This window comes from Massilia sp. TSP1-1-2 (assembly GCF_049896185.1).
Lineage (GTDB): Bacteria > Pseudomonadota > Gammaproteobacteria > Burkholderiales > Burkholderiaceae_D > Telluria_A.
Genome location: NZ_JAFCTU010000002.1, coordinates 89,587 through 109,259, shown reverse-complemented (window position 1 = coordinate 109,259; position 19,673 = coordinate 89,587). Strand labels below are relative to the sequence as shown.

Sequence of the window (19,673 nt, the reverse complement as noted above, 5' to 3'; positions counted from 1 at the left end):
TGAGAATCTACTCAGAAGTACAGAACGAGCACCATGCTCATCAATAAAAGGGACGGGTATGAATAAAGTTTATCCAGACGCGGCATCGGCGCTGGCCGGCATCGTGAGCGATGGCCAGACCATCGCAGTGGGCGGTTTTGGCCTGTGCGGCATCCCGGAGGCATTGATTCTTGCCTTGCGCGATTCCGGCGTCAAGAACCTGACGGCAATCTCCAACAATGCCGGTGTGGACGACTTTGGCCTGGGCCAGTTGCTGACCACGCGCCAGATCAAGAAAATGATATCGTCGTATGTGGGCGAGAACAAGGAATTTGCCCGCCAGTATCTGGCAGGCGAACTGGAACTCGAATTCACGCCGCAAGGCACGCTGGCTGAAAAGCTGCGCGCGGGCGGCGCCGGCATTCCAGCCTTTTTCACCAAGACTGGCGTGGGCACCATCGTTGCCGACGGCAAGGAAGTGCGCGAGTTCGATGGCGAACAGTATGTGATGGAACGCAGCCTGGTGGCCGACGTGTCGCTCGTCAAGGCCTACATGGCCGACCGCGCGGGCAACCTGGTGTACCGTAAAACGGCGCGCAATTTCAATCCGAACGTCGCCATGGCCGGCAAGATTACCATCGTCGAAGTGGAAAAACTGGTCGAAGTGGGCGAGATCGATCCCGACCAGGTGCATACGCCAAGTATTTTCGTGCACCGTATCGTCGTCAATCCAACGCCGGAAAAGCGCATCGAACAGCGCACCGTGCGGCCCACTTAAGACTATTCGGAGAAGAACATGGCATGGACTCGTGATGAAATGGCCGCGCGCGCGGCAAAAGAGCTGCAGGATGGCTTTTATGTGAATCTGGGCATTGGTTTGCCGACGCTGGTGGCGAACTATGTGCCGCAAGATATGGAAGTATTCCTCCAATCGGAAAACGGCTTGCTGGGCATCGGCCCGTTTCCCACCGACGCAGAAGTCGATGCTGACCTGATCAACGCCGGCAAGCAGACCGTGACGGCGCTGCCGGGTGCGGCTTACTTCAGCTCGGCTGACTCGTTCGGCATGATCCGCGGCGGCAAGATCAACCTGGCCATTTTGGGCGCCATGCAAGTGTCGCAACAGGGCGACCTGGCGAACTGGATGATTCCGGGCAAAATGGTCAAGGGCATGGGCGGCGCGATGGACCTGGTGGCAGGCGTCAAGCGGGTGGTGGTGGTGATGGAACACGTGGCCACCGCCAAGGATGGCTCAACATCCTACAAGATCTTGCAAAAATGCGACTTGCCGCTGACCGGCGTGGGCGTGGTCGACCTGATCATCACCGACCTGGGCGTGATTGAAGTCACGCCCAACGGACTCAAGCTGGTGGAACTGGCGCCCGGTGTCGACAAGGCGCAGGTGGTTGAAGCAACCGGCGCTGAGCTGGATGTTTCGGCCGTCTAAGCGCGGCCCGGCGTAAAAAAAGGCATCCATGAGATGCCATTTTTTTGCGCTTACTTCAAGGTCCAGACATACTGGATTCTGACCCAGTCTTGCACGGCCTTGCCATTTTTCATTGCAGGGTGGAACTTGCACAGCTTGAGCGTGTCCACCGCAGCCGTGTCAAGCGCGCTGTAGCCACTCGACTTGTTCACTTTTGCGTCGAGCACCGCACCATCTTCGGCAATCAGGTAAGCTAAGTTCACTGTTCCTTCTTGCTTGGCCGCTATCGATTCTTTTGGATACTGCGGCTTTTCACAACTGCTAAAGATTGCCTGCCCAGGCTGGTTGCCGTCGCTTGTATTGTCGCCGGCCTGGACCGGGCTGGCAAAGGCCAGCGCCGCGACGGCGGCAACAGCCATGGATGATGTAATGATAGACATACGATTCGCCTCACTGGGTTATAGTTGTTTATGTTCGAGCAAGTAGAATATTCTGTCTAGATTGACTTGTCTACTTAATTATTCCAGCGTCCACACGTATTGCATCCGCATCGGCGCGGCGACCGCCGAGCCGTTTTGCCGGGCCGGCTGGAAGGTGCACAGTTTAATGGCGTTCAGCGCGGCTGCATCCATGCTTGCATAACCGCTGGAACGCACAACGGCCGAGTGCAGCACGCGCCCGCGCGGGTCGATCTCAAAGCCGAGCGTGCTTGTTCCCTCATGCGAGGCATCGATGTCGTGTTGAGGGTAGGACGGCTTGGTGCAGCTCTTGAAATCGACCACGGGTGCATGGCTGGTCAATGCGGCGCTCGCGATGCCGGTGCGCACTGCGGCGTGCACATACAGGCTGAAACAGGCGGCGGCCAGCCCCAGGACGGGAATGGCCGCTTTCCAGTTCAGCGCTTGCGCTTCGGGCCGCACCAGGGGCCGCACCAGGCGCCGCACACGGGCGAGCAGGTCGCCGCCATTGGCCGCGACGGCCAGGTGGTGCCGGGAAAACTGCATTTTTTCCAGTTCCGACAAGGCGCGCGCCAGTGTGCGAGGTTCGCCCGTGTAACACGCCGCAATATCGTCGGCGATCTGTTCGCGCTCGTCGCGCACGCGCCCTGAAATCCACCACACGGCAGGGTGATAAAAGAGCAGGATTTCCACCACGTTCTGGCCCAGGTTGACCAGGTAATCGAAACGTTTAACGTGCGCCATTTCATGGGCAAGCAGCGCTTCGAGCAATTCGTGCGGCATGCCCAGCACTAGCGACGCCGGCACCAGCACCAGCGGACGCAGCCAGCCGACGGTCAACGGGCTGGCCAGGTTGGCGACGACGCGCAGCCGTACCGCGCGCGTCACGCCGAACTGCAGCGCCAGGCGCGACACACTTGCCTGCAAGCGCGCATCGCTGACCTTCACGCGCGCCGAGCGGCCGATCCAGATAAGGCCAAGCGCCATGCGCAGCGCCAGCAGCACGGCGCAGGCCGCCCAGAAACCAACGATCCACAGCAAGTGTTGCTGCAGGAATGCAAGCAGGCCACCGGTGGCGCCCGCGCGCCCGATCAGGAAGGCGTCGGCCAGGCGCAATGGGGCGCCGGCCGCGCCGCCGTCATGCAGCCGCAGGGAAAGTTCAGCGGCAGGCCACAGCAAACAGGCCAGCATGCCAACCCAGGCAATGTTGTAGCGATACACGGGATCGGCCTTGCGCAGTACGCGCAGCGCCAGTGCGGTGGCTGCGGCGATCACGCAGCCTTGCCAGAGAAAGTGCAGCAGCGTCCAGCCAACGCTGTCGATCAGGGTGGCAACATTCATGCGCGGTCATCCTCCTTGAGCAAGCTTTCAATTTCTTCACGGTCTTTTTTGGAAATGCCGCTCTTGAGCGCGGCCATCACCAAGGCCTTGGCCGAACCGGAAAACGCTTTCTGGATCAAGTCTTTGAGCAAGTTGGTCTGCAGGCTGTCCTGCGCCTGCGCGGGCGCGTAGATGTGCGACCGTTCGCTTTCGTCGCGGATCAGCAAACCCTTGGTATGCATGATCTGCATCAGGCGCAGTACGGTGGCGTAAGTGACGTCCGGGCGCTGCATGAGGAGCGCCTGGTGCACTTGCTTGGCGGTCGCCGCGCCGAGCGGCCACAGCGTTTGCAGCAAATCGAGCTCGGCGGCGGTGGGCTTGGGTGGCGCGGGGGACTTGGGCATGGCGGCGGCGGGACGGAGTAACTGGTCGACTGAGGGTAGCGCAACTAGACCGTTTTGTCTATCGCCAAATTAACCGAAAAACAACAATAAAACTTGTCGGGTTTTACGATTGGCCCTAGCATAGACAATCTTGTCTACTAAAGGGTGCGCAAAGTGAATGTTCGTGATTTTCGGGTCGGGTGGCGCTTGCTGCTCCAGGAGCCGGCGTATTCGGGCGCGGCGATTGCCGGGCTGGCGGTCGGGTTTGCCGTCTGCATTTTGCTGTTGGGATTTGTACGGTATTGCTTCACCTATAACGCGCACCTGCAAGACAGCGAGCACATCTTCGTGGTCAAGGAACGGCGCAACATGCTGCCACGGCCTGAATGGCGCGTGCGCGGTCCGGCGGCGTTGCACGGCGTGGCGATGGCGAGCGGCCCCGGCGTGACGGCTACCGGCGCGCAGACGGTCGATGTGGGCGCGCGCTACGGCGCTGCGCTGAGCGCACTGGAGTTGCGCGTGGTGGACGCCAATTACCTGGCATTTTTTGGCAAGCAAGCCATTGCAGGGGACGCCGCAGCGGCGCTGGCGCGTCCCGACGCGTTGGTGCTCACCCGCAGCAAAGCGCAGCAACTGTTTGGCCGCGCCGACGCGCTCGGCATGGTATTGCATCTGAACGGCGCGCCGTTCGCCGTCAAGGCAATCCTGGAAGACGAGCCCGGCAACAGCACGGTCGGTTTTGACGCCCTGGTCGGGGTCGGCAAGCATGGCTGGGATGTGCCGCCCGGGCAGGGCGCGGTCGATCCGGCGTGGAGCGCGCTGCGGCAACTGTATATCAAGCTGCCTGCCGCGGCCGATCCGGCCGCGCTGCAGAACGTGTTGCAAGAGGCCGTTGCCAGGGAAGTGGACGCGCGCATGCCCGCAACGTGGCGCGAGCGCGCCGGTGGCGCCCGCTTGACGGACATTGCCGTCGCGCCTCTGAACGCATTGTATTTCGACGAAAGCTTGCTGCGCAGCCGCGCCGGCGCCCGGTTCGGCAATCGGCCGCTGGTGATCGCGCTGGGTGCCCTGGCCTTGCTGATCCTGCTGCTGGCGAGCACCAATTATGTGAACCTGGCCGCCGTGCGCACGGCGGCGCGCCAGCGTGAAATAGGCGTGCGCAAGGTGCTTGGCGCCGGGCCTGCGCGCCTGGCAAGCCAGTTCATTGCCGAGTCGCTACTGGTGTGCATGCTGGCCACGCTGGCAGGTCTGGTAGTGGCGTGGCTGGCCGCACCCCTGTTTGGCGAACTGGTCAACCGGCAAGTGGCGGGCATGCTCGATCTGCCCTTGTGCGCCGCCGCCCTGGCGCTGGGCGGGTTGACCGGGGTGCTGTCGGCGCTGTATCCGGCATGGATCGCGCTGCGCTTGCCCGTGGTGCTCATCTTGAATGAACGCAGCGGCGCCGAGTCGCCCGGGGCGTTGCGCCTGCGCCGCATCGTTACCGTGTTCCAGTGCGGCACGGCGATTTGCCTGATCGGCGTGACGCTGGCGGTGCAATGGCAAGCCGATTACGCCAGTCTGGCCGATCCGGGCTTTGACACGGCGCCCTTGGTGGTGCTGACCTTGCCGGGTGAACCGGATTCCACCGCCGCGCGCGCTTTCCAGACCGAACTTGTGCGCCTGCCGCAGGTCAGCGGCGTGGCGGCGATCTCGGAGGCGGTCGGACGCGACGGCAACAAGCTGATGCGCACGCTCACCCAGAACGGGGCCGCATTGACTATCGAAACCAAGCCGGTCAGTGCGAATTTTTTCCAGCTGCTCGGCGTGCACGCGGAAACGGGACGCCTCTTCGATGCCGCGCGGGACCTGCCGGGAAGCACCAATGTCATCTTGAACGCAGTGGGTGCGCGCTCGCTTGGTTTTGCCCAGCCGCAAGACGCCGTGGGGCGCCTCGTCAACAACACCAGCCTGGTGGTCGGCATTGCGCCCGACCTGCGCTACCGGACGCTGCGCGAAAAGCCGCAGCCGATGATGTATGTGATGGATGCGGTGCAGCCAGTCTTGCTGGTCAAGGCGACCGGCGACAGGGCGGCGGCGATGACGGCGCTGGCGCTGTTGTGGCAGCGGCACTTTCCTGATGCGCTATTCGAGGCGGTTGCGGCAAGCAGCGTATTTGCGGGCAATTACAGCGACGACCGCCGGCTGGGCAAGATATTGACGGCGGCCAGCGCGGTGGCCACCGTACTGGCCGGGTTCGGCATTTACGTGCTCTCCGCGTACAGCGTCAAGCGCCGCGCGCGCGAAATTGTACTGCGCAAGATTCATGGCGCCAAGCGCAGCGACATCGGCCGCCTGGTGGTGCGCGAATTCATTGGCCTGCTCGCCGTGGGCGCGCTGATCGGCATTCCGCTGGCCTTGCTTGCTATCGAACGCTACCTGTCCGCCTTTGTAGAACGCGCGCCGATGGGCGCATGGCCCGCATTTGTTGCGCTCGCCTGCGTGGCAATCGTTGCCGCCGCTGCCATCGCGCGCCACACGGTACGGGCCATGCGCATGTTGCCGGCCACGGCCTTGCGCACTTAAAAAAACTATTTACCTGACGGAGTCTCCATGAAGAAAATCTTGCTTGCCACCCTGTTTGCCTTGTTGCCCTTGACCAGCGGAGCGGTGGACCTGCCCGCGTATCCCTTCATCCATGTCAACGGCTATGGCGCAGCCGTCGTCATCCCCGATATTGGCACCGTCGAATTCGAGATTGCGGCGCAAGATGGCGATCCGGCCGTGGCCCTGGCAACGGTGCAGGCGCGCATCGATGACATCCGCGCAGTGATGCAGCAGCTTGGCGTGGCCGAGGCTGACCTGGAAATGCGTGATATTCGACGTGACATTCGGCGCGACATCCAAAAGACGGACCAGCCTGGTGCGCCCCTGTACGAGTTGCGCTGCAGCGTCAAGCTGACCGTACGCAATTTGTCGAACTGGAAAATGCTGGTGCAGCCCTTGCTGGACAAGCCCAATCTCGACGGCTTTATGACCGGATTTGACAGCTCGGAGCGCGAAAAGATCGAAATTGGCCTGATGGGCGACGCGATCAGGATGGCGCGCCGCAAGGCCGAGGGCGTGGCCGCCGGACTGGGCCGCAAACTCGGTGCCGTGAGCGCCGTGAGCACGGGCGAATTGAAGAACCTGACGCGGGCGATGAATTTGTCGCCCAGCGAATTTAACAATTACCGGGGCAATCAGGAACGGCGGGCGCCGGCCGACCGCGCCGAGCTGGTCACGGTGACGTCGCTCAAGCTGCAGCAGCCGGTCGACGTGATTTTCCGCATTCAATAATCCTTGCTGTCGACCTTCTCTAAAAAAACGGGCTGCACTTGTATGCAGCCCGCCTTGACGTGTCGATTGCAATGTTGCTTATGTTGCTTATGCTGCTTTGCGCTCAGGGAACAGTTCGCGGTCATCCTCGAGGTGGGTAGGATGCTTGAGCTGCTGTTGCAAGCGCTCGTGATCGAGCTCGTTTTCCCAATGCGACACCACGACGGTGGCCACGCCGTTGCCGATAAAGTTGGTCAGCGCCCGGCACTCGCTCATGAAGCGGTCGATGCCGAGAATGAGCGCCATGCCCGCCACCGGGACGGTTGGCACCACGGCCAGCGTGGCGGCCAGCGTGATGAAGCCGGCGCCGGTGATGCCCGAGGCGCCTTTTGACGTCAGCATGGCCACGCCCAGAATGGTCAGTTGCTGGCCCAGCGTGAGGTCCACATTGGTAGCCTGCGCCACGAACAATGCTGCCATCGTCATGTAGATATTGGTGCCGTCCAGGTTGAAGGAGTAGCCGGTAGGCACAACCAGGCCGACGACGGACTTCGAGCAGCCCAGCTTTTCAAGCTTGCGCATCAGCGCGGGCAGGGCGCTTTCCGACGAGCTGGTGCCCAGGACGATCAGCAATTCTTCCTTGATGTACGAAATGAACCGGAAGATGGAAAAACCCGTGAAGCGGGCGATCAAGCCGAGCACGATGAAGATGAACAGGGCGCACGTCAGGTAGAACGAACCCATCAAGCGTGCCAGCGGCACCAGCGAAGCGAGGCCGAATTTACCGATCGTAAAAGCCATGGCCCCAAACGCACCGACGGGCGCCGCTTTCATGATGATGCCGACCACGCCGAAAATGGCGTGCGAGACGTCGTCGATCAGCTTGGTAATTGGTTTGCCGCGCTCGCCGAGCATGGACAGCGCAAAGCCGAACAGGATCGCCACCAGCAGCACTTGCAAGATCTCGCCCTTGGCGAAGGCGTCGACGAAGGTGTTGGGAATGATGTTCATGACGAAGTCCGTCGTGGACTGTCCCTTGGCCTTGGCGGTGAACTCGGCGATCGACTTGGTGTCGAGCGTGGCGGGGTTGGCGTTAAAACCGTCACCCGGGCGGATGATATTGGCCACCATCAGGCCGATGGCCAGCGCGACCGTGGAGACAACCTCGAAATACAGCAAGGCCTTGCCGCCCACCCGGCCGATTTTTTTCATGTCCTGCATGCCGGCAATGCCGGCCACGACGGTACAGAAAATCACCGGCGCGATGATCATCTTGATCAGCTTGATGAAACCGTCGCCGAGCGGCTTCATGTCGACGCCCAGCTTGGGGTTGAGCACCCCGAGCAGGACGCCGCAAACAATGGCAAACAGCACCTGCACGTACAGGATTTTGTAAAAAGGTTTTTTCATGGCGGTGTCTCCGACCGGTTTGGGATGGCTGCATCATCAACCGGTTGGACACCTGAAGCTATTGTGGATATCCGCAGTTTTAAGCGGAACTTTCGATTTTATTATCGCACTGTTGTGCTGTCCTTGCGATAAATCAAGCCGCCCTTCATGACCATCCTGACATCGCGTAGCATCTTGATATCGCTACTGGGGTCGCCGCCAACGGCCACCATGTCGGCCAGCATGCCCGGCTTGAGCTGGCCCAGGTCGGCGCTCTTGCCGAGAATGGCTGCACTGACGACGGTGGCCGCGCGCAAGGCTTCGGCCGGCGGCATGCCAAGCCGCACCATGGCTTCGAGTTCCCGGTAGTTGGTGCCATGCGCGAACACGCCCACATCGCTGCCGTTGCCGATCACCACGCCAAGCCGGCGCGCCAGGCGAAAGGCGCGCTCGGCCTGCTGCATGGCGGGCGTCGGCGGGCCGCCGCGCACGTGCTTCTGGAAATACTCGCCGATCGCCTCGGGCGCGCTCAGCGTGGGGACGTAAGCCACCTTGCGCTCGACCATCAGCTTGAAGGTCGCTTCCGAGGCGCCATAGCCGTGTTCGATGGTGTCGGCCCCGGCCAGCACCGCCATCCGGATGGCGTCGTCGGTACTGGCGTGCACGGCGACCTTGCGCCCGGTAACGTGCGCCGCCTGCACCATGGCCTTGAGCTCGTCCATCGTAAAGGTGGGGCGGGCGCTGCCATCGACGCCGGTGCGGTAGTCGCCGTAAATCTTGATCCAGTCGGCCCCGCGCGAAGCCTGTTCGCGCACCGCGCGCGTGACTTCATCGACCCCGGTCGCTTCCTGTGCGCCGTGCGGCAAATCCATATCTGGGCGGAAGTTTTTACCGGCCGGACCGTAACTGTAGGACGCCACGATGGCCTTGGTGGCAACGAACAGGCGCGGCCCGGGAATGGCGCCTTCATCAATGGCGCGCTTGACGGCAACGTCGGCGTAGTTGGCGCCTTCGCTGCCCAGGTCGCGCAGCGTGGTAAAGCCCGCCTGCAGCGTCGCGGCCGCGTGCTTGCCCGCCAGCAGCGTGCGGTATTCGACCTGTTCCCGCATGACCTGGTCGTCCCACGACGTTTCGTTGTACGGGTGCAGCAGCAGGTGGGAATGCAGGTCGATCAGCCCGGGCACGAGCGTGGTGCCCGGCAGGGCGATGCGCTCGGTGCCGGCGGGAATAGTCATGCTGCTGGCGGGACCGGTAGCCTCAATCCGGCCTTGTGAGACCAGCACCGACCAGCCGACCCTGGCTTCACCTTCTCCGGTCCACACCCGGTCGGGCGTGAGCAGCAGCGCTTGCGCGTGGGCGCAACCAAACGAGAGGGCAAACAGTGCAATGAACCAGCTTTTCATGCGGACTCCAGCGATGACGGACAGCGGCCATGATAGCGCAATCGTCCGCTGGGTCGATTACCCCCCGTTCACCCCCCCCCCGATCACCCCGCCGCTGGCATTGTCCCGCCCTGCAGGCGGAACACGTTGACAATCGACGCGCGCATGCCGGCCTGGTCCTGCATCGACGCGGCGGCTGCTGCGGCCTGTTCGACCAGCGCCGCATTTTGCTGGGTGATGCCATCGATTGCAGACACCGCCGTATTGACTTGCCCGATACCGATTTCCTGTTCGCTGGACGCGACGCTGATCTCGTCCATGATCGCGGTCACGCGGCCGATACTGGCAACGATATCGTCCATGGTGCTGCCGGCATCGCGCACCAGCTTGCTGTCGCGCTGGACATGGTCGGCCGAGGCGCCAATCAAGTCCTTGATTTCCTTGGCCGCTACATTGGAGCGCTGCGCCAGCGCGCGCACTTCGGCCGCCACGACGGCAAAGCCGCGCCCCTGTTCCCCGGCCCGGGCCGCTTCGACGGCGGCATTGAGCGCCAGGATATTGGTCTGGAACGCGATCGCTTCAAACACGCCGATGATGTCGCCAATCTTGTGCGACGCCTGGTCGATGGCGCCCATCGTGTCGACCACCTGGGCGACCACCGCGCCACCCTTGACGGCCACGTCCGAGGCCGACGTTGCCAGCAGCGCGGCCTGGCGCGCATTGCCGGCATTCTGGCGCACCGTCGAGGTCAATTCTTCCAGCGACGACGCGCTCTCTTGCAGCGCGCCCGCTTGCATTTCGGTGCGCGCCGACAAGTCCATATTGCCTGCGGCAATCTGGCCGGACGCGGTGGACATGGCATCGGTGCCTTCGCGCACCTGGCTGACAATCTGGTGCAGGCTGGCGCGCATGTCGGACAGTGCCTGTTGCAAGCGCCCCGTTTCGGTATCGTTGGCCTCGTCCCCGGCGCCACTGCGCGGCTGCGCTCAAGTCGCCGTCGGCAATGCAGGCGGCCGCTGCGATGGCGGCGTCGAGCGGACGAATGATGGCCCGGCTGTTGAGTAGACCGAGCATCAGCGCCACCACCATCGACAACAGGGAAGCGCCAATGATTTGCGCGCGCGCGCCGGCGGCAACGGTGTCGGACGCTTCGGCCGCCGCGGTGGAATTGCGTTCGATGCGCTCACTCAAGCTGCCCATGCTCATTTCGAGTGTCGAGAAGTGGCGCAGGAAGTCGGGGTAGGCGGCCAGTGCCGCGTCCTTGTCGCTGGCGGCAGTGGCGACCATCCTGGTGGCGCTGGTTAAGTAAACATTGGCGTCGGGCCGCACGAGCGCCATGGCTTGCTTGAGCGCCGGGTCGCTGGTCTTGGCATCCATGCTGGCCAGGCGCGTGCGAAACAGGGAAACATGCTCGGCCACTTCCTTGGCGGCCTCGGCCTGCTGCGACGGGTCGCCGTTCACGGCCCCGAGCAAGGCTTTCAGGACGTCGCCCCTGAGCGCGTCATGGGCCTGGTCGGCTTGCATCTGGTCTTTCATGGCCTCGCTGTTGGCGATGACGGCGCCCATCGCGGTGTCGAGTTTTTGCACGGCGCGCAGGCCGATCAGGCCGGCCACAGCGACAAAGGCGAGCGTGGTGAGGTTGGCAAGCAGCAAGCGTTTGCGGATGGTGATATTCATAGGTCAAGGTCCCGGTTGCAATACTTACAGCTTGAAGGAGAGACCAAGCGTGACGCTCAGGTCAGGCGTGCGCCGGTTGAGGCCGCGCGAGAGTGCGCTGTCAACTTGGCAGTTGTTGGTGACAAGGTAAGCCATGCCGACCGTTGCACTCGCTTCGGTGCCGCCGTCTTTCGGGCGCGCGATGCGGGGCGCGGACGCTTCCACGAAACTGCGAAAACGATCGTTCCAGGCCTTGCCCACGACTACGCCCAGAATGCCGTGGGTGCCGCCGGCATGCCGCTCGTAGACAAAGCCGGGCATTACACCGAGCGACATGCCGGCTCCCAGTTCCCATTCGGCCACGATGCGCGCCGAGGGACGCGTGCCCTGGCCGCGAAACGGCGCCGAACCGGTGTCGAGGTCGGCGTGGAACAGCAGGCCAAGCGAAGGCAGCGCGCCGGCGGCGTCGACAGCATGCCATTTCAGGCCCAGCGAGACGTCGCCATAGCCGCGCTTGCTTTGACGGGGGCTGCTGCCGTCGGTGGTGCGCGAACGCATGGCACCGTCGGTTTCCACGCGCAGTTCGACCGTATCGCTCACGCCAAAGCGCAGCAGGGTTGGGGTGGCGATCGTGTGCTCGCGCACGCCGTCGACCTTGCTGCGGTCGATGCCGATACTGGTTTCAAGTTGCACTCGCCCGGCGCCGACGACATTGCTCTACTCGACGAAATCCGGACGGTCGGTGGTGATGCTGTCGCCATCGGCGGCGAACGCCGTGTGGGGACCGAGGGCGGCCAGGAACAACAGTAGAGGGGGAAGGGCAGGATGATGGGGACGGGCGATAGCAGCGAACAAGGAAACTCCAGGGAAATGGCGACGGCGACATCACTGGCTTGCTTACCGGTTGTCGATTACGTGGCGCCATTCTCACCTTGTTCGTTCCCCTTCATGCCGAAACATGGCGTAGTGACATGGAAGTAATTGCGTGAGTGTCCGTGTGGCAACAACTCGCGCGCTTTGGCATTGCTTGTCTGTTAAGCAGTGTCGGTGACGGGGCGCGTTGCGCCACCGCTGCGGCTTGTCGCGTCGGCGCGCGCGGCGCGGCGGGCCAGCACCCAATGCCAGCCGAACGGCACGCACAGCGCCAGGCCGGTTCCCAGATGCAGCAGCGCGGCGGCGTTGCCCAGCGTATCGTCCCCAAGGTAATACACACCCACCGCCGTCACCGCCAATATGAGCATGGCCGCGCCCAGCACCGAGCCGCTGATGCGCTGGCGCGCGCGCCGCCAATTGCCGCGCATGTGCACGGTCCACAAGGAACCGAGCAGCATCATCACCAGGAAGCCGGCGCCGGCATGGGCGGCGGCGACGAGGACCCGACCGGTGCCCGGCAGGCGCCAGGCGATGTCGGTGTCAAAGCGCATCACCAGGGTGGTGGGCGCGAGCAGGCAGCCGCTGGCAAACACCAGCAGCAGAGCGCCGAGCAAGGCAGTGACGAACCAGCCTGGATAGCCTTTCATGAAGCAAACTCCGGTGAACGATGGATGAGTGCGCCGCCCAGTGCCCGCACCAGTGCTTCGCGGCGCGGCATGGCAAGCGTAGCGGCAACTTTGGTCAGGGCATCGGCGCGCCAGGCGCTGCGCGCGACCACGGTCCATACGCCAGGCGCCGCCTGCAGTCCGGCAGGCGCCACGATGTGCGCCGGGAAACGCGCGTCCGGCGCTCCGGTACGCGAGCTGGCCATGGCCGCGCGGCGCAGGCAGCCAAGTTCGGTCAGGCTGCCGTCCAGTTCGCGCCGCTGCATCGGCAGCGCCAGCTCGCCAAACACGGCCACGTCGCCGCCGGCGTTGACATATCCGGCCGTAGCGCCCGCGCGGCGCATGGCGCGCAAGGCAAGGTCAACCGCAAACCCCTTGGCGATACCGTCGAGCGTGATGCGCACCGGCCGCGCCAAGCGCGCCCAGCCTGGGCCAATGACAATATCGGCGGCGCTGCCGCGCGCCAGGCAAGGCCCGGCGCCGTGGTCGGGCAGGGCGCCGGCCTGCACCAGCATGGCGCCAACCGTGCAGTCAAAGGCGCCGCCGCTGGCCGCCATCATCGCGCGCGCGGCGCGCAGCAGGCGCAGCGTAGTATTGGATAAGGGCACGGCCTTGCCGTGCGCGCCGTTCAGGCGCGACAACTCGCTGTCCGGATCATGGAAACTCCACAAGTGCTGTGCCTGGGCCATGCTGGCAAATGCCGCGTCGAGTGCGGCGGCCGGCCCGCGGGTCCCTGCCTCGACATAGGTACCCAGCAGCACTTGCATCCGCCTGATGTCAGGCATTGCTCAGAAACAGCTTATGCATGACCAGCAAGCGCTTGACGCCGTCCAGCACGTTGCGGCTCGACAGCGTTGCGCCGCTGATATTCGGCACGTCCTCGTCGAGCTTGAAGGGACTGGCCAGCGTCTTGCCAAAGAAATGCTTGCGCCAGGCCATGTCGCGGATCTGGCCGCCGTGCGTTTCGCGGTAGCTCATCACTTCCAGGCCGAGCACGTGGCCGTCGGGCGAAATCGCGGTGGCGTAGGTGATAAATTCATGCTTGCCGACTACCTCGTCGACGATGAACCACCCCTGCAACTGGCCGTCGCGTTCGACGCGCCAGAGTTTTTGCTCGTCGGTTCGCTGGCGCACGCCCGCCATGGCCTTGATCCGGTCGCGCTGTTCGGCGCTGAACTTGAGCGGATGCTCGACGAAGGAGCTGGCTTTGGGAAAGAGCAGCGTTTGCGCCGCCGCCACGGTGAGGTAATCGGTGGCGTAGGCAGGCGCGCTCACTGCCGCCAGCGGCAGCAGCAACATTGTCAGGTCGAGGGGACGGCGCATGGCGCTTCCTTAAAAATTGTAGCCGAGCTTGACGCGAAATTCGTTTTTCGTCTTCTCGATCAAGTGCAGCCTGGTGTCGGCCTGGCCGGCGTATTGTTCGCCGCCGCCGCGCATTTGCCGGAACGCCGTCAGCGTGGCCCACCATTTCTGGCCCGCATAGTGAATGCTGGGGCCGGCAAAAGTCGACCAGCGCTCCAGGCCGACTTCGGTCTCGTACTCGCTCTCGCGCAGCACTTCGGCGCCCGCATACCATCCCGGTGCAAAGCGGTACGAAACGCCGGTGCCTATGCGTGTTTGCAATTCCATTTCAGGCTCGACCGGCCAGTCGAAACCGTCCGGCAAGTTGGCGATGAATTTGCGCTTTTCGCGCGCCGCCCGCCCGCCCAGGTTGCCCACCCAGACCAGTTGGCCTTCCAGGAAGTATTTCTGGACCTGCATCTCAAGTTCGACTTCCACTTCGCTTTTTGCCTGGCCGGAATGGGGGTCGAGGCGACCGAACTCGATGGAGCTGATGGCCGACAGTCCAATGTCGTCCTTGGCCGGGCTGAGAAAATTGTATTTGATGCCAAATTCGATGCTGCGCGCGCGCAAGCCCGTTTTCCTGTCCGCCGGCAAGTAACCATCGATCAGCAAGCCGTGGGTATTAATGGCCAGTCCATTGACTTCGGCCGAGACCTGGAAGCGGTCGGTCACGCCATATTCAATTTCGGTCTTGGTATCGAGCGCGCTGTAGTGGCCGGCGCCCTTGTCGGAGCGCTGCGTGAACCACTGGTAGAATTCGCTCGCTCCCTTGGGCAATGTCTCGGCACCACGCACGTAGCCCAACAGGTTTTCGTCGGCGCTGGCGGGAAGGGTCACGATGAGCGCGATGGCCAGTGCAATGGCTTTGCGAGGGATGAACATGAAGGCGAAACTCCGTAAACAAGAATGATTCGTTATTCTAAACGAGAATCATTATCACTTGCAAGCGGTTTTTGACGTTCGCCACGGATTGCGCACGGGGGCCGGTTGGCGGGCGGCGCTGTCACTGCGCCGCCTACAGCATGCCATCCCTGTACTGCTATTGCGCGGCCCAGCCGCCGTCGACATTCCATGCCACCCCGCGCACTTGATTGCCGGCCGGGCTGCAAAAGAATACCGCAAGCGCGCCGAGCTCTTCTGGCGTGACGAATTCGCCGGAAGGCTGTTTCTCAACCAGCAATGCTTTCTTGGCTTCCTCGTTGCTCACCTTGTCGCGCGCAGCGCGGTCGTCCACCTGCTTTTGCACCAGCGGCGTGAGCACCCAGCCCGGACAAATCGCATTGCAGGTAATGCCCGTATGCGCCGTTTCGAGCGCGGTAACTTTGGTCAGTCCCACCAGGCCGTGCTTGGCCGCCACGTAGGCTGACTTTTGCTCCGAACCGACCAGGCCATGCACCGACGCCAGGTTAATGATGCGGCCCCAGTTCTTTTGCTTCATGCCCGGCAGCGCGAGGCGCGAGGTGTGGAAGGCCGAGCTCAGATTGATGGCGAGGATCGCATCCCATTTTTCTGGCGGGAAGTCTTCGACGTTGGCGACGAACTGAATGCCGGCATTGTTGACCAGGATATCGACGCCGCCGAACTTGTCTTGCGCGAACTGCATCATGGCGGCGATCTCGGCCGGCTTGGACATGTCGGCATTGTGATAGGCAGTCTGCACGTCGAACTCCTGGGCGACGTCGGTATGGAGTTTTTCAATTTGCTGCGCATCGCCAAAGCCGTTGAAGACGATGTTGGCGCCTTGCTCGGCCAGCGCGCGCGCCAGCCCGAGGCCGATGCCGGAGGTGGAACCTGTCACGAGCGCCGTTTTGCCGCTCAACATGCTTGTTTTCATTGTGTCCTCTGGGAGAATGATTGCGTGGTTGATGATGTAGAATTCTAAACGTTAGTCAGCGTTGTGATTCGTAGTAGCAGGAATTGAAACACATATTTGAATATGGCGACGGATAAGCGCCCAACAAGGAGTCGGCATGACCGTAGCAAGAATCACTTCCGTCCAGTGCTGTTCGCCAACAGGTTTGCACCACATGTCGTACAAGGAATGGGGCGACGAGCATAATCCCGAGATCCTTATTTGCGTGCACGGCGTCACCCGCGTGGGCGACGATTTCGACGTGCTCGCGCGCGCCCTGTCAAGCCACTACCGCGTGATCTGCCCCGACGTGGTGGGCCGTGGCCGCTCCGGCCGCCTGCTCGATGCGCGCCTGTACAGCATTCCCCAGTATGTCAGCGACATGGTCACGCTCATCGCGCGCATCACCGCGCACAGCGACGCGGCCCGCATCGACTGGTTCGGCACCTCCATGGGCGGGCTGATCGGCATGGCGCTCGCGTCGCTGCCGGGAAACCCGATCCGCAAGCTGGTGCTCAACGATATCGGGCCCACGCTCGACCCGGCCGCGCTGCGCCGCATTGGCGACTACATCGGGCAGGATCTGCGCTTTCCCGACTTCGAGCGGGCCGCGCGTTTCGTGCGCGAGGTGTCGCTCTCGTTCGGCGAACACACCGAAGCACAATGGACCAAGCTGGCCAGCGACGTGCTGCGCCAGCAGGAAGACGGCGCATGGGTGCGCCATTACGACATGGGCCTGGCCCAGCCGTTTGCCAACGCCACGCCGGACACCGCCATGGCCGACCAGGCCGCGCTGTGGGCCGCGTACGATGCGATCAGGTGTCCGACGCTGCTGGTGCGCGGCGCCAATTCGGACCTGCTCTCGCACGCGACCGCCGTCGAAATGACCGGGCGCGGGCCGCATGCGCAGCTGGTTGAAATTGCCAACGTCGGCCACGCACCCACCTTCATGCATGACGACCAGATCGCCATCGCACGCCAATTTTTGATTGCTTGAGCTTTGAAAGAACGCATCATGGACATTACCCGACTGTACGTAGGAAAACGATTATCCGAAGTGGCCATCCATAACGGCACGGTCTACCTGGCCGGCCAGATCGCCGACGACACGGCGGCCGACATTGCCGGCCAGACGCGCGAAGTACTCGCTCACGTGGACCGCCTGCTGGCCGAAGCGGGCAGCGACAAGAGCTGCATCTTGACGTGCCAGATTTTCATTGCCGACATGGCGCATTTTCCCGGCATGAACGAGGTCTGGGACGACTGGGTGGCCCCAGGCCACACGCCGCCGCGCGCCACCGTTGAAGCGAAGCTGGCCAACCCGGCCTGCCTGGTCGAGATCTGCGTCACCGCGGCGCTGCGTTAAGCCCGTATGGTAGCGATTGCAGCGCCAGGCGGCGCAACAATACAAGTGCTCTCAGGCCTGGGCGCGCACGACAGCGCCCAGGTCGAGGCGGCGCTTGCGTACGCCACCGGCGCTTACCACGGCAAGGTGTGCGCGTCGGGCCAAAATGCGCTTGAATTTGCGCTCGGCGTGGCCAACACGCTGGCTTTTTTGCGCACCGACGCCGAGACCCGCATCGCCGGATTGATGTTCGAACTGACGGTGCTGGACCCGAAAGCGGTGGCCGGCCTGGAAGGGCTGGTCGGCAAGGAGGCAACCGATCTGGTGACGGGCGTGCGCCAACTGATCCGCCTGCGCGACATGACGATTGGCAAAGAGAGCGTCGGGCGCGGCAAGAACGCGGCGCAGCAGGCCGTGGCCCAGGTGGAAACGCTGCGCAAGATGCTGCTGGCGATGGCCAGCGACATGCGCGTGGTGCTGGTGCGCCTGGCCTCGTGCGTGACGACCTTGCGCTACTTCGCCGACATCAAGCTGTTCAATGACATGACGCAGGCGTACGGGCGCGAGGTGCTCGACCTGTATGCGCCGCTGGCCAACCGGCTCGGCATCTGGCAGCTCAAATGGGAGCTCGAAGACTTGTCGTTCCGCTTTATCGAGCCGGAGACCTACAAGCGCATCGCCAAGATGCTCGAAGAAAAACGCATGATGCGCGAAGGCTTCGTGCAGTCGTCGATCCTGCGTTTGCAGGACGAACTGGCGGCGGCCGGCATCAAGGCTGAAGTGTTCGGGCGGCCCAAGCATATCTACAGCATCTGGAGCAAGATGCGCGGCAAGGAGCTTGAGTTCTCGGACTTGTACGACGTGCGCGCCTTTCGCGTGATCGTCGCTGACGACAAGACCTGCTACAGCGTGCTGGGCGTGGTCCACAATATCTGGACCCCGATTCCCAAGGAGTTCGACGATTATATTTCGCGTCCCAAGTCGAATGGCTACCAGTCGCTGCACACGGTGGTCAATGCCGAAGACGGACGACCGCTCGAAGTGCAGATCCGCACCCAGGAGATGCATAACTTTGCCGAATACGGCGTTGCTGCCCACTGGCGCTACAAGGAAGAAGGCGGCTCGAACTTCAAGGGCCAGAAGTACGACGAAAAAATCGCGTGGCTGCGCCAGCTGCTGGCCTGGAAGACCGACGTGGCCGACGTCGTGGTCGGCCAGGAAGACATCCAGCGCGAATGGGTCGAGAAGTTAAAATCCACAACTCTGGACGATCGTATATTTGTTTTGACGCCGCAGGCCCGGGTGCTGGAGCTGCCGGTGGGGGCCACGCCGATCGACTTTGCGTATCACTTGCACAGCGAAGTGGGCCACCGCTGCCGCGGCGCGCGCGTGGACGGCATCATGGTGCCGCTGCATACGGCGCTGAAAAGCGGCCAGACCTGCGAGATCATCACCGCCAAGGGCGCGCCGGGAACGGCCGGGCCGTCGCGCGACTGGCTCAATCCCGAATACACGGTCAGCACGCGGACGCGCTCCAAGGTGCGCGCGTGGTTCCACGCGATCGACCTGGAAGAAACGCTGGCGCACGGCCGCGCGCTGGTGGAAAAATCGCTGCAGCGCGAAGGGAAAACCGCCGTCAACCTGGAGTCGCTGGCGCACAAGCTGGGCTTTGCCAAGGTGGACGATCTGTTCATCTCGGTGGGCAAGGAAGAATTCAGCCTGCGCCATGTGGAGCAGGCCCTGCATGACACGGGCGAAGTCATCGTCCCCGAAGACGCGGTGGTGCTCAACAAAAGCCGCGCCTCGAGCGTGGAAAAAGGCGCCAAGTCGGGCGTGCTGGTGGTGGGGACGGACGGCCTGCTGACGGCGCTGGCCAAGTGCTGCAAACCGGCGCCGCCGGACGGCATTGTCGGCTTCGTCACGCGCGGCAAGGGCGTGTCGATCCACCGCGCCACGTGCAAGAATTTTCACGAGATGCGCACCAAGGCGCCGGAACGGGTGATTCATACCGACTGGGGCAGGGCGGGGCAGGATACCGTGTATCCGGTTGACCTGTTTATTCTGGCGGGCGACCGCCAGGGGCTGCTGCGCGATATTTCAGAGGTGTTCTCGCGCGAGAAGATCAATGTCATCGGGGTCAATACGCAAAGCGCCAAAGGACAGGCGCGCATGACCTTCACGGCCGAAATCGGCTCGACCGGGCAGTTGCAAAAGGCGCTGCTGGCGATTATGGAAGTCAATGGCGTGCAGGAGGCCAGGCGGCAGTAAAAGTTCAGCTGCGTTGTTCACACGTTCAGTGGCGGCAGC

General features: G+C 63.0%; 19 protein-coding genes and 2 pseudogenes. 8 read left to right on the top strand and 13 right to left on the bottom strand.

From position 1 onward, the window contains the following. Nucleotides 1-58: 58 nt before the first annotated feature. Together ACP7BV_RS02480 and ACP7BV_RS02475 are read left to right on the top strand one after the other, a co-directional pair. Nucleotides 59-757: a CoA transferase subunit A gene (locus tag ACP7BV_RS02480; protein ID WP_426101164.1), complete on the top strand. Its 699-nt coding sequence runs from the start codon at nucleotides 59-61 to the stop codon at nucleotides 755-757. 18 nt (nucleotides 758-775) lie between these two features. Then, nucleotides 776-1,426, top strand: a complete 651-nt coding sequence (locus ACP7BV_RS02475) for a 3-oxoacid CoA-transferase subunit B (protein WP_426101162.1) — start codon at nucleotides 776-778, stop codon at nucleotides 1,424-1,426. Nucleotides 1,427-1,476: 50 nt separating this feature from the next. On the opposite strand, the gene ACP7BV_RS02470 is transcribed toward ACP7BV_RS02475, so the two are convergent. The 3 genes from ACP7BV_RS02470 to ACP7BV_RS02460 all read right to left on the bottom strand — a co-directional run bounded on the left by ACP7BV_RS02470 (nucleotide 1,477) and on the right by ACP7BV_RS02460 (nucleotide 3,587). Continuing rightward, the gene (locus tag ACP7BV_RS02470) at nucleotides 1,477-1,845 is read right to left on the bottom strand and encodes an energy transducer TonB (protein ID WP_426101160.1); all 369 of its coding nucleotides are present in this window, start codon (nucleotides 1,843-1,845) and stop codon (nucleotides 1,477-1,479) included. A 78-nt stretch (nucleotides 1,846-1,923) separates the two neighbouring features. Next, nucleotides 1,924-3,204, bottom strand: coding sequence for a M56 family metallopeptidase (locus ACP7BV_RS02465; protein WP_426101158.1), 1,281 nt, complete (start codon nucleotides 3,202-3,204; stop codon nucleotides 1,924-1,926). Beyond that, nucleotides 3,201-3,587, bottom strand: coding sequence for a BlaI/MecI/CopY family transcriptional regulator (locus ACP7BV_RS02460; RefSeq protein ID WP_426101156.1), 387 nt, complete (start codon nucleotides 3,585-3,587; stop codon nucleotides 3,201-3,203). Before ACP7BV_RS02460 ends, ACP7BV_RS02465 begins: the two co-directional genes overlap by 4 nt. 153 nt (nucleotides 3,588-3,740) lie before the next feature. On the opposite strand from ACP7BV_RS02460, the gene ACP7BV_RS02455 reads away from it, so the two are divergent. After that, on the top strand, nucleotides 3,741-6,128 hold the full coding sequence (locus tag ACP7BV_RS02455; RefSeq protein ID WP_426101154.1) for an FtsX-like permease family protein: 2,388 nt from the start codon (nucleotides 3,741-3,743) through the stop codon (nucleotides 6,126-6,128). 27 nt (nucleotides 6,129-6,155) lie between these two features. Continuing rightward, a complete protein-coding gene (locus ACP7BV_RS02450; protein WP_426101152.1) occupies nucleotides 6,156-6,881 on the top strand; it encodes an SIMPL domain-containing protein in 726 nt (241 codons plus the stop codon). Nucleotides 6,882-6,968: 87 nt separating this feature from the next. On the opposite strand, the gene ACP7BV_RS02445 is transcribed toward ACP7BV_RS02450, so the two are convergent. The 3 genes from ACP7BV_RS02445 to ACP7BV_RS02435 form a co-directional block, all read right to left on the bottom strand. Next, on the bottom strand, nucleotides 6,969-8,270 hold the full coding sequence (locus tag ACP7BV_RS02445; protein ID WP_426101150.1) for a dicarboxylate/amino acid:cation symporter: 1,302 nt from the start codon (nucleotides 8,268-8,270) through the stop codon (nucleotides 6,969-6,971). Between the two features lie 101 nt (nucleotides 8,271-8,371). Beyond that, nucleotides 8,372-9,652, bottom strand: coding sequence for an amidohydrolase family protein (locus tag ACP7BV_RS02440; RefSeq protein ID WP_426101148.1), 1,281 nt, complete (start codon nucleotides 9,650-9,652; stop codon nucleotides 8,372-8,374). Nucleotides 9,653-9,735: 83 nt separating this feature from the next. Next, a complete protein-coding gene (locus ACP7BV_RS02435; RefSeq protein WP_426101146.1) occupies nucleotides 9,736-10,563 on the bottom strand; it encodes a methyl-accepting chemotaxis protein in 828 nt (275 codons plus the stop codon). A 125-nt stretch (nucleotides 10,564-10,688) separates the two neighbouring features. On the opposite strand from ACP7BV_RS02435, the gene ACP7BV_RS02430 reads away from it, so the two are divergent. Continuing rightward, the gene (locus ACP7BV_RS02430) at nucleotides 10,689-10,874 is read left to right on the top strand and encodes a hypothetical protein (RefSeq protein ID WP_426101418.1); all 186 of its coding nucleotides are present in this window, start codon (nucleotides 10,689-10,691) and stop codon (nucleotides 10,872-10,874) included. On the opposite strand, the pseudogene ACP7BV_RS02425 reads toward ACP7BV_RS02430, so the two are convergent. The 7 genes and pseudogenes from ACP7BV_RS02425 to ACP7BV_RS02395 all read right to left on the bottom strand — a co-directional run. Then, a pseudogene (locus ACP7BV_RS02425) lies at nucleotides 10,832-11,308 on the bottom strand (MCP four helix bundle domain-containing protein); the annotation flags it as partial. The gene ACP7BV_RS02430 and the pseudogene ACP7BV_RS02425 sit on opposite strands and share 43 nt — an antisense overlap. A 24-nt stretch (nucleotides 11,309-11,332) precedes the next feature. After that, nucleotides 11,333-11,986, bottom strand: a pseudogene (locus ACP7BV_RS02420) (transporter); the annotation flags it as partial. A gap of 335 nt (nucleotides 11,987-12,321) precedes the next feature. Next, nucleotides 12,322-12,807, bottom strand: coding sequence for a hypothetical protein (locus tag ACP7BV_RS02415; RefSeq protein ID WP_426101144.1), 486 nt, complete (start codon nucleotides 12,805-12,807; stop codon nucleotides 12,322-12,324). After that, nucleotides 12,804-13,610 carry an FAD:protein FMN transferase gene (locus tag ACP7BV_RS02410; RefSeq protein WP_426101142.1) on the bottom strand — a complete coding sequence of 269 codons (807 nt, stop codon included), beginning with the start codon at nucleotides 13,608-13,610 and terminating at the stop codon, nucleotides 12,804-12,806. Before ACP7BV_RS02410 ends, ACP7BV_RS02415 begins: the two co-directional genes overlap by 4 nt. Next, nucleotides 13,603-14,148, bottom strand: coding sequence for an FMN-binding protein (locus ACP7BV_RS02405; protein WP_426101140.1), 546 nt, complete (start codon nucleotides 14,146-14,148; stop codon nucleotides 13,603-13,605). The genes ACP7BV_RS02410 and ACP7BV_RS02405 overlap by 8 nt, the downstream gene beginning before the upstream one ends. Before the next feature lie 9 nt (nucleotides 14,149-14,157). Next, on the bottom strand, nucleotides 14,158-15,051 hold the full coding sequence (locus tag ACP7BV_RS02400; protein WP_426101138.1) for a DUF6662 family protein: 894 nt from the start codon (nucleotides 15,049-15,051) through the stop codon (nucleotides 14,158-14,160). Nucleotides 15,052-15,208: 157 nt separating this feature from the next. Next, a complete protein-coding gene (locus ACP7BV_RS02395; protein WP_426101136.1) occupies nucleotides 15,209-16,003 on the bottom strand; it encodes a 3-hydroxybutyrate dehydrogenase in 795 nt (264 codons plus the stop codon). A gap of 136 nt (nucleotides 16,004-16,139) precedes the next feature. Here ACP7BV_RS02395 and ACP7BV_RS02390 point away from each other — a divergent pair, with 136 nt between their 5' ends. The 3 genes from ACP7BV_RS02390 to ACP7BV_RS02380 are packed head-to-tail and all read left to right on the top strand — an operon-like array spanning nucleotide 16,140 to nucleotide 19,634. After that, nucleotides 16,140-17,018, top strand: coding sequence for an alpha/beta fold hydrolase (locus tag ACP7BV_RS02390; protein ID WP_426101134.1), 879 nt, complete (start codon nucleotides 16,140-16,142; stop codon nucleotides 17,016-17,018). A gap of 18 nt (nucleotides 17,019-17,036) precedes the next feature. After that, the gene (locus ACP7BV_RS02385; RefSeq protein WP_426101132.1) at nucleotides 17,037-17,387 is read left to right on the top strand and encodes a RidA family protein; all 351 of its coding nucleotides are present in this window, start codon (nucleotides 17,037-17,039) and stop codon (nucleotides 17,385-17,387) included. A 6-nt stretch (nucleotides 17,388-17,393) separates the two neighbouring features. Next, nucleotides 17,394-19,634, top strand: a complete 2,241-nt coding sequence (locus tag ACP7BV_RS02380) for a RelA/SpoT family protein (RefSeq protein WP_426101130.1) — start codon at nucleotides 17,394-17,396, stop codon at nucleotides 19,632-19,634. Nucleotides 19,635-19,673 lie beyond the last annotated feature (39 nt).

Bases quoted from the DNA above. Each gene is read 5' to 3' on its own strand.
- ACP7BV_RS02480 (WP_426101164.1), top strand. From the start codon at position 59: ATGAATAAAGTTTATCCAGACGCGGCATCGGCGCTGGCCGGCATCGTG.
- ACP7BV_RS02475 (WP_426101162.1), top strand. From the start codon at position 776: ATGGCATGGACTCGTGATGAAATGGCCGCGCGCGCGGCAAAAGAGCTG.
- ACP7BV_RS02470 (WP_426101160.1), bottom strand. From the start codon at position 1,845: ATGTCTATCATTACATCATCCATGGCTGTTGCCGCCGTCGCGGCGCTG.
- ACP7BV_RS02465 (WP_426101158.1), bottom strand. From the start codon at position 3,204: ATGAATGTTGCCACCCTGATCGACAGCGTTGGCTGGACGCTGCTGCAC.
- ACP7BV_RS02460 (WP_426101156.1), bottom strand. From the start codon at position 3,587: ATGCCCAAGTCCCCCGCGCCACCCAAGCCCACCGCCGCCGAGCTCGAT.
- ACP7BV_RS02450 (WP_426101152.1), top strand. From the start codon at position 6,156: ATGAAGAAAATCTTGCTTGCCACCCTGTTTGCCTTGTTGCCCTTGACC.
- ACP7BV_RS02445 (WP_426101150.1), bottom strand. From the start codon at position 8,270: ATGAAAAAACCTTTTTACAAAATCCTGTACGTGCAGGTGCTGTTTGCC.
- ACP7BV_RS02440 (WP_426101148.1), bottom strand. From the start codon at position 9,652: ATGAAAAGCTGGTTCATTGCACTGTTTGCCCTCTCGTTTGGTTGCGCC.
- ACP7BV_RS02415 (WP_426101144.1), bottom strand. From the start codon at position 12,807: ATGAAAGGCTATCCAGGCTGGTTCGTCACTGCCTTGCTCGGCGCTCTG.
- ACP7BV_RS02410 (WP_426101142.1), bottom strand. From the start codon at position 13,610: ATGCCTGACATCAGGCGGATGCAAGTGCTGCTGGGTACCTATGTCGAG.
- ACP7BV_RS02405 (WP_426101140.1), bottom strand. From the start codon at position 14,148: ATGCGCCGTCCCCTCGACCTGACAATGTTGCTGCTGCCGCTGGCGGCA.
- ACP7BV_RS02400 (WP_426101138.1), bottom strand. From the start codon at position 15,051: ATGTTCATCCCTCGCAAAGCCATTGCACTGGCCATCGCGCTCATCGTG.
- ACP7BV_RS02395 (WP_426101136.1), bottom strand. From the start codon at position 16,003: ATGAAAACAAGCATGTTGAGCGGCAAAACGGCGCTCGTGACAGGTTCC.
- ACP7BV_RS02390 (WP_426101134.1), top strand. From the start codon at position 16,140: ATGACCGTAGCAAGAATCACTTCCGTCCAGTGCTGTTCGCCAACAGGT.
- ACP7BV_RS02385 (WP_426101132.1), top strand. From the start codon at position 17,037: ATGGACATTACCCGACTGTACGTAGGAAAACGATTATCCGAAGTGGCC.
- ACP7BV_RS02380 (WP_426101130.1), top strand. From the start codon at position 17,394: ATGGTAGCGATTGCAGCGCCAGGCGGCGCAACAATACAAGTGCTCTCA.